4 protein-coding genes and 2 pseudogenes are annotated in these 8,768 nt (G+C 35.6%); all 6 read right to left on the reverse strand.

Annotated features, from left to right (window positions below):
• Positions 1 to 588, reverse strand: a pseudogene (locus BT156_RS21440) (hypothetical protein); the annotation flags it as partial.
• Between the two features lie 31 nt (positions 589 to 619).
• The gene (locus BT156_RS21445) at positions 620 to 1,327 is read right to left on the reverse strand and encodes a hypothetical protein (RefSeq protein WP_072412957.1); all 708 of its coding nucleotides are present in this window, start codon (positions 1,325 to 1,327) and stop codon (positions 620 to 622) included.
• Between the two features lie 5 nt (positions 1,328 to 1,332).
• Positions 1,333 to 1,971 carry a hypothetical protein gene (locus BT156_RS21450; RefSeq protein WP_139255560.1) on the reverse strand — a complete coding sequence of 213 codons (639 nt, stop codon included), beginning with the start codon at positions 1,969 to 1,971 and terminating at the stop codon, positions 1,333 to 1,335.
• Between the two features lie 77 nt (positions 1,972 to 2,048).
• Positions 2,049 to 2,747 carry a hypothetical protein gene (locus BT156_RS21455; RefSeq protein ID WP_072412959.1) on the reverse strand — a complete coding sequence of 233 codons (699 nt, stop codon included), beginning with the start codon at positions 2,745 to 2,747 and terminating at the stop codon, positions 2,049 to 2,051.
• A 2-nt stretch (positions 2,748 to 2,749) separates the two neighbouring features.
• Positions 2,750 to 8,176 carry a DNA/RNA non-specific endonuclease gene (locus BT156_RS21460; RefSeq protein WP_083582445.1) on the reverse strand — a complete coding sequence of 1,809 codons (5,427 nt, stop codon included), beginning with the start codon at positions 8,174 to 8,176 and terminating at the stop codon, positions 2,750 to 2,752.
• Between the two features lie 64 nt (positions 8,177 to 8,240).
• A pseudogene (locus tag BT156_RS21465) lies at positions 8,241 to 8,768 on the reverse strand (hypothetical protein); the annotation flags it as partial.

The following is an 8,768-nucleotide window of genomic DNA, read 5'->3' on the forward strand; positions in this document are numbered from 1 at the left end:
AAGAAATTGCTGCACCATATCTTTTCCTGTTACTTTGCGAACAATGTAGCCTATCTTCTCGTTGTTGGCACTAATGATCCCTACATTGCTAATCAAAATCTTGTTGTCGGCTGCCAAAGCATCTTCTGAACGGTTGATCTCTTTGTATTCTTCTATCCTATTATCTTCGGATTTGGAAATACTTCTGTCTTCTGTCTGGAAAAAGCTGTTGATTTTGTTTTCATCTATTCCGGAAGCCGGTAATAGAGGATTCTCGCTTTTGGTAAGATTTTGTGTAATGGGTTTTTCAAATCCGAAAGAAAAGCTGGTTTTGTCAATTAATTCCAGTTCTTTTACAACGCCATTGCTGCCAGTAAGCTGCATCCAATATTTGGAAACTGTATTTTTTAATGGGGTTTCATTGGTAATGGTAGCCGTAAATAGTGCTTTACCCGACAGATCGCTGATCTTGTAATTGTTTTTCTCTTTGTCGATCTTAGCAACTGCTTTTCCATCAATCTGGATTTCGCCTTTTTTTACTTTTACTTCTTGTGCGTAAACAAATGTGCTTACAACTACCAATGCTACTGGTAAAAATTTTAATTTCATCTTTTATTGCGTTTTTATTTAACTTTTTTATTTATTCCAATATGTAACTAACAAATTCACCAACTTTATCGTAAGGAATACTATTATGAGGTGATTTAATTATCAAAGTATTCCAAGGCTTCCATTCATCTGAAAGTTCTGTATTGGTAATCTTATGATGTTCAAAAATTCCTTCTATAAAATAATCTTTCAAAGGCATTTCTAATATTCTTTCTTTACCATCTTTTGTTAGGATAATTTTATATTCTAACTCATTTTTATCATTAATATGAAAAGTAAAAACTCCACTATCCCAAGAACTCAAATATTCTAAATCGCCATCACCATCATAGTGAGTTGGCAAAAGATCATTATCTTTTTCAAACTCAAAAATCATAGACATCATTCTATCATTTGCCCATTGGAAGAAGACCTCCGCCCCTGCTAATAGATCCTGTTTATCTTCTTCAGCATTCCACCAATATTTTTCAGAATAAGTTTTATCACTTTTAAGAATCAATTTATATCTATTAAATTTATCTACTGTATTCTTAGATTCATTATAATCTTCCCTTAACTTGTCAAAAAGTTTTCTTATATCTTCAAAATCAATCCAGAAATCTTCTTCATTATTATTTTCATCAATAAAAAATAATGATTCATATCCCATTGATTCTGGAGTAATTTGAATAACTATCTCTGCTTGCTTCCATTTGTATTCTCTTAAATGTGAAACTATAATTTCTACAATATTCTTCATTTATTTTATTCCAAAATATACCTCACAAATTCATCCACTTTATCGTAAGGAATACTATTGTGAGGTGATTTAATTATCAAAGTATTCCAAGGTTTCCATTCATCAGAAAGGATTGTATGGGTTATTTGATAATGATTCAAAATTCCTTCTATAAAATAATCTTTCAAAGGCATTTCCAGGACTCTTTCAATCCCATCTTTGGTAAGAACGATTTTATATTCCACTTCATTTTTCTCATTAACATGGAAAGTAAATACCCCGCTATCCCAAGAACTCAGATATTCTAATTCATCGTCAGCATCAAGCTGTGTAGGTAATAAATTATTATCTTGCTCAAACTCAAAAATTAGAGACAACATTCTTTCATTTGCCCATTGAAAAAACACTTCTGCACCACCCAGCAAATCTTGTTTTTCTTGTTCTGAATCCCAAAAGTACTTTTCTGAATATGCACCATCTGGATCAATTTCAATTACAGCCGAATTAAATTTATCTTCAGTTGAAAATAATGAATTATAACGTTCATATATTTCATCAGAAAACTCTCTATATTCTTTTGGTTTAGGTCTAAAGGAAACTTGCTCATTATTAATAACTTCATAAAATCGAGTACTAACTTTTTCTTTATTTAGTTTTATAATCATAATAACCTGATTATTACTAACGTAATTTCTTATTACTCCTATTAAACTACTTAGTTGAATCCATTTCAATCAATACTTTATTCTAAAATATAACTCACAAACTCATCTCTCTTGTCATAAGGAATATCATAATGAAGAGATTTTAATACCATAGTATTCCAAGGTTCCCATTCATCTGAAAGTTCTGTATTGGTAATCTTATGATGTTCCAAAATTCCTTCAATAAAATAATCTTTCAAAGGCATTTCTAATATTCTTTCTTTACCATCTTTTGTTAGAATAATTTTATATTCTAACCCATTTTTATCATTAATATGAAAAGTAAAAACTCCAATATCCCAAGAACTCAAATATTCTAATTCACCATCATTGTCATATTGAGTTGGCAAAAGATTATTATCTTTTTCAAATTCAAATATCATAGACATCATTCTGTAATTTGCCCATTGATAAAATACTTGTGCATAATTTAACAGGTTTTGCTTTTGTAGGCCAGAATCCCACCAGTAATGTTCTGAATATGTTCCATCGGGATAAATCTCAATTTTAGCCTTGTTAAATTTTTCTGATGTATTTAATACTCCTTTTTGTCTTTTATGTATTATATCAGCTATGTCAAACAATTCAAACTCTCCCCATAAAGATTTTTCTTCACCTTTAATTACTGTAAGTTGTGGCTCATAACCACCTGCTTCAGTAAAATTTATTTCAATTAAAATTTTATCCCAAACTTTTTCTTTGAAAAATTTATTTATAATATCTAATACTTCTTCCATAATTAATTTGAAATTAAATAGTTTTTCTTAACAACTCCATTTTCTGATAATCTTACACGCATACTTGTAGGTCGTTTTGAGCTACCTTCAAAAACGAAAACCATTTCTGCTTTATATTTTGAACTAGGATTATTTTTCTTAAGTGAAGATATCTCCTGTTCCATATTATACCAATCTCCTCCAGCTCTATTTTGCGCAGGACTTTGTGAGAAATAGTTAATCTGTTCACTCGGACCTCCCCATTCATTTCTGAAAATATGTCCACCATCATCATTAGGATAACCATCTTTTACTTTTTTAGTCTCCTGTTGATAGGTTTCGTTTCTTGCTCTGGAAATAATATCAACATCTTCCATTACGGCTTTATTAACCCTTCCAAGCTCATCGGTTTCAAAAACATATCTGCCATTATCAACCACATATTTAAAATTCTTCATCAATGGCGGTGCAACATTAAGGAATTTATTCCATCCTTGTCCTGCATCGCCTGCTGTTGCACGTATTTCATTATTTAAAATTTCAGCCCATCTCTTGCCATCTTTATCTACTAAAACTAGTTTTCCGTCAAGCTTTTTAATCGTCCATGTACTTGGGAGCTGTCTCGTAATTTCAAGTAATTCTGTAACTCTTGTCGCCCCTAAAGTACTGTTAAGTTCCTGTACAATGTTTGCATCAAGATTACCTGCAAACGATTTACCCATTTCAACACCTTCACCTGTACAGTTTACACATTCTGTAACTGGCGGCTGTATTTTGGTGCTCGTACCATCAGGAGCAATCTCGTACCAATCAGAACCATCTGCACGACGAATACCGTTTTCAAAGATCGTCATAGGACCATCGGTAGTATATACTTTCTTACCAGTGACTGCCGCTAATGCTTTTGCAGATTCTAAATCGTTGCAAGAAAGTAAAACTATATTTTTGTTGGCATTTCCCGTCTCTTTAAGCTTTTTGGTAATGTACTCACCAAATTCTTCCGGGCTTAGTTCTATTCCGTCTACAATAAATTTACCTTCTGAGGTAGCATGCAGAGAAAGGTGAATTTTGTCTTTATTCAGAAGCTGAGCTACATATTTTGAAACATTTGAACGTAATTTTTGGCTTATTGCAGGTTCCAGCTTTATTAGAGGCTCTATGATAAATTTACCTGCTTTCGAAACCACTGGTTTTATAAGAAAGCGCCCGGTAAACTTTGCAAATTTACCAATCATTTGCCCCATTACATCAAGCTTCTCCATTGTCTGCACAACAGCAGTTGCTCCTTTTATCTCTCCTGCTCCTATAAAGCAAGATGCAACAACAAAGGTAACTTCACCTGCTCCATAAGATACCATACAAGGATTGGAAGTGTATTTGTTCCACTGTTCACCAACCATTCCCTTAACATCTTTCCATTGTATTTTGGAGATTGTTGTTGCAAAATTGGTTCTGGCATCATTCTCATTCGTAATCATTTTGATTAAGAATGAACCTCCTTCTGGAATTGCTGCAGCCGTTCCAACCAATCCGTTCCAAACTCCGCAAGTGAATGCAAAATCAACACGGCTTGGTGTGTATTTCTCTCCCATCGGCGATCCAACTAATCCGCTTAGTTCATCGTCAATAACTTTTAAACTTACATAAGAATAAATCTTTGCAGGGAAAGGATTGTAATCCGTAGTATCAGGATTGTAATATCTTTCCGGAATTTTCGCTTTGGTCAATAACTCCGATAGACCGTCTAGAATTGCAGTCAAAGGATTGAATTTCATCAACCAGAAATCGTCTATCCACGCTGAATTCTGTTTCAGTAGCAGTTCTATATCCTTAGCAGATTTTCCTGCATATTCCGGAAGACCGCCACCAACATTGATCTTGATATCGAATTTCTTAGTCTGACTGTTCACATTCAGCCAGATTACCATTTCCTTATTTTCAGGCTGATTGTATCTTGCTTGTACTTTTTGTAAGACCGAAGCTGCAGTATTCTCGTCAGTAATGAAGATTTTCCCTTTAATCCCTGTTGAGTTTTTATTAGAAATAATGCTTCCTAACATTGCCTGTATTTCCTCAGCAGTAAATCTTCCTGTATAGTCTACAACATCTTTGGATTCATCTGTTGCCGTGCCATCACCTGTAGAAGGTCTTTTGTATAAATCATCTACAGACTTCAATCCATTACCATTTCCAGAGCCTGAACACGCAATAAATCCTGAATAAACTGGTTTAGTTTGATCTTCAATTTTATCGTATTGAGTTATGTAATCTGCTAATGCCTGAACTTTATCAGTCTTAGATAAAATATTTGAAACAACATTTGCGTAGCTTGTTTTTATAAATTTAGATTTTCCACAAACAGCATTTTGGTCATAGATCAGCCAAATAACACTATCATCTTTAGGAATTTCACTAGAGATATATTTTGCTTTTGATGTATCACCATTAGGGTAATAACCCTTCTGAGATTCAACCCATTGGTATTGTATTGTATTTTCTACAAATCCAGGTAAGAAACCTTCTCCCACAGTAACAATTCCGTGTAATGCTGTCGAAGTATTAGCTTTGATTAATTTAAAATCAGGTGTCAATCCAAAACCGCCAGCTAATTCTCCACTACTTTGCCCTTGGAACGCATATAACTTAAACGCAGGATCATTGATTTGCTTCCAATCCAGGTGTGAGATTTCTTCTCCTGAAATTTGTTCATCCATTAGAAGAGGTGTTGCTCCTTTTGTAGTTCCATAAGCTTTCCAAGGATGCTCCAGTTTAAACACACCGTGTCCTAGCTCGTGCGCTCCTGTTTTATCTTGTGCGTTGTTATACACATAGCCAAACTGACCGTTCAGACGCATATATCCTTTTTGTCCGGTAGAAGATTTTTTGTCAGTTACAAACAATACATATCTTGCACCTGTTCCTTTGTAGAGCGCATTGATCTGTTGCTGTTGCGGACTGTAGGTACTCATCAAATCGGCATCCTCGCTATTGATGGTATCTCCACTTACAACGCTGCTGATATCTAAAACAGGATCTTTCGTTACATTGAAAGTAACCCCTATTTTTTTGTAAATCTGGTTCAGCTTATCACCTTGCGATTGTAATTTAGATTGCGAACCTGCATCCAATGGTACTAAACTTACATCTACTGTCTTCGGACTTAGGTGTACCAATCTGAAACTGCTGATTACTTTTTGTTTTGAAGTGCTATCTTTTGGCATCAATACCGCAATTACTTCTTCTTCAGCATAATCAAAAGCACCTATCAATTTTAAATGATAGCTTCTTTCAGCATCGGTTTTACTAATTTCCGTAGCCTCAATCGCTTTACCGATGCTCAATGTTTTGAAGATGATTGTCGCATCTTTCAATAAAGGATCGGTAATACTTACTTTGGCATCAAAGAGTTCAGTTTTTTTATTGACCGTCGCTTTGTAAGGAACATAAACCGTATTATTTTCAGAATCTTTTACTGACGGATATTTGTCTTTTGGTAGTTTGGTTTTCTCTGCGGTATCATAGGCAAATTGTCCGTTGGTATTTTCTTTCCATTCTATTTTAATACCTTTTGCAGTGTATTGGTTGATGGTAGCATTGCTTCCACTTCCTGTTACGCCATCGGTATTGGTAGAGGTAGATGCTCCGCCTTGGGCAACGGTTCCGCCTTTGGTTACGGTTCCATTTTCATCCACTGTCCAAATAACTCCGTTAGAGTCAGTAAAGGTATAATCTTTACCACCCGGATATTCGGTTGTACTTCCGGTTCCACCATTCCCATCACTACCTGTAATGGTAATTTTCCCAGGAGGTGGTGTTGCTGAATAAGTGATATTGCCAATTGGGAAATTGACAAAAACATCTTTTACACCTTGGTCACCAAAAGTTTCTCCAATTCCTGCAGATGCATAATTTACTGCAGTTTCGTTCGGGTCGTATGTAGTTTCAATAATACCTTCAATCAGTTTCTTGTCGGTATTCAGCATGATATTATTGAAGCTCACTTTTACCTTGGTTTGAGCTAAATAAGGAACAACAATGTAACCTGTACCGCTGTAAATACCGTTGCTGCCCTGTGCAGAAAGTACCGTAACAGGGAAATCTCCTGCTGTAAATACTTCATTGACACCCAGCATGGTCTGTAAAGGATTTTTGTTGGCGATGTCGACTGCGGGCATTATTCCGCATTGGTAGTTATTATCTACATCATTGGCATTGGTGGTAAAGTATTGGATGGAGCTGTAAGAATAGGCATTTTCGTCAGAACTTTGCGCTTGCCCACAAACAGAACCCACACGGTATTCATATTCCGTAAGGTCTTCCAAACCTGTAAGAATTGCAGGAGACTGATAACTTTGCTGGGTCATCCATTCCGTATTGCTGTTCTTTTTACGGTATTGTACCTTGTACAAACCTGCAGGCTGCCCACCGAGGCTCCAGCTTATTTCAACTCTTCCTCTGCCCACATTTTTTGCCATCAGGAGTGTAGGAACCGTACAGTTTTCTACATAATCAAAATAGTAAATCTCAGAAAATCCGTTATTTTTATAAACGCCGTTGTCCTCTGTCGGGTTGGCTCCTAATACGGGATTTCCACTTTTGGCTTGTACCTGCCACGCATATCTTTTCCCGGGAATGAGCTGGGTTTTGTCCAATCCGTAATACAATGCTGGTGCATACGTTTCTTCCTGCCAAAGGGGTGGAGAAGACAAAAATCCTGAAATGGGAGATTGTCCTGCATCCCACAATTCTTTAAGTGTGAAAATGTATTTTGTGTTAGGAGCAATCTGTCTCGGCATCCATTGAAATACGATTCCGCTTCCTCCTGCATACGGAGACATTGCCTGTACTTTTTCTGCATTTTGCGGAAGATTAAGCATTGGCGGATCATACTGCGTAAGAAATACCGTAGCACAGGTTTTAGATGAAAGATTATTTTTGGTATAATAATCATACGCCTGAAAACAGAACTGATAAACTCCGTCTGAAAGAGGTTGTGCATATTGCAATGCATTAATGCCTCCTAAATTTTGTAATTCAAATAAAGCTCTTAAATCTACATTGGTCAACGTGACATTACTTCCGGGATACAGAAGAAATGGATTCATCCCTACGATAAATTCATTGCTTCTTGCAAATGGAACGGCGTTTAATCCTGCTTCTAAAGTGAATTTGATGCCGGTTTGGTGTTGCGGCTCCATCAAATCGGTCATCAAGACCTGCAATTGTAATTTGTTGTCCGTAGAAGTAGCGTAATCACCTAAGCGCATACTATACGGAGGAATTACCACAGGTACTAACTTTACTGGATATTGCTGTGATTTGACTGAAATAGATTGCAAGCCAAACAGCATAAGCATTGTCAGTGCCCAAATTTTAATTCCGAAATTTTTAAATTTCAGTCTGTTGTATGGATTATATCTTTTTTTATCGTTATAGGAATGGTTCATCATTCTGTTTTATATTGTTGTGTTTGTCTGCTTTTAAATTCCGTTTTTCTTAGCTTGAAGTTTAAAATTACTTAAACTCGTAGTCTATTTGTTTTTCAGAACCTGCTTTATCTCCCGGTAAAGTATATTTTGCTTTTACTTTATATTTTATGGTTGGGATAATACCGTAAGTAGATTGAAGCAAGTTGTTAATTACCTGCGGTCTTGCATTTGCTGGTACACCTACATATTTTGATGCGGATTTAGAAACCAATTCGTACCAATCGGATTTGTAGAAACTGAACAAATCGTATTTGTATGGGAAGGTCTGCTTCAGGAATGCATTTCCTTTGTCATTTCCTAAATATTGTAAGTATGATGTGAATACTGGGAATGCTTTTACAGGAGGAATTCCTGCAAAATCTTCTTCGTTTTCTGCTCTATCCAATGTCAATAAGTCAACAGGATAGGCATCATAAAACAACCCTTTGAATTTATTGGCGAAAGAATCATCCATCAAAGCGGTAAGGTTGATAAGAGGTTTGTTGTCGGTATATTTCGTTCCTGTAATTTCGGTTACATCAAAATATTCATCGGCATTCATATTGTTCTGAAG

This window comes from Chryseobacterium limigenitum (assembly GCF_900114875.1).
Taxonomy (GTDB): domain Bacteria; phylum Bacteroidota; class Bacteroidia; order Flavobacteriales; family Weeksellaceae; genus Chryseobacterium; species Chryseobacterium limigenitum.

Bases quoted from the DNA above. Each gene is read 5' to 3' on its own strand.
- BT156_RS21455 (WP_072412959.1), bottom strand. From the start codon at position 2,747: ATGGAAGAAGTATTAGATATTATAAATAAATTTTTCAAAGAAAAAGTT.
- BT156_RS21445 (WP_072412957.1), bottom strand. From the start codon at position 1,327: ATGAAGAATATTGTAGAAATTATAGTTTCACATTTAAGAGAATACAAA.
- BT156_RS21450 (WP_139255560.1), bottom strand. From the start codon at position 1,971: ATGATTATAAAACTAAATAAAGAAAAAGTTAGTACTCGATTTTATGAA.
- BT156_RS21460 (WP_083582445.1), bottom strand. From the start codon at position 8,176: ATGATGAACCATTCCTATAACGATAAAAAAAGATATAATCCATACAAC.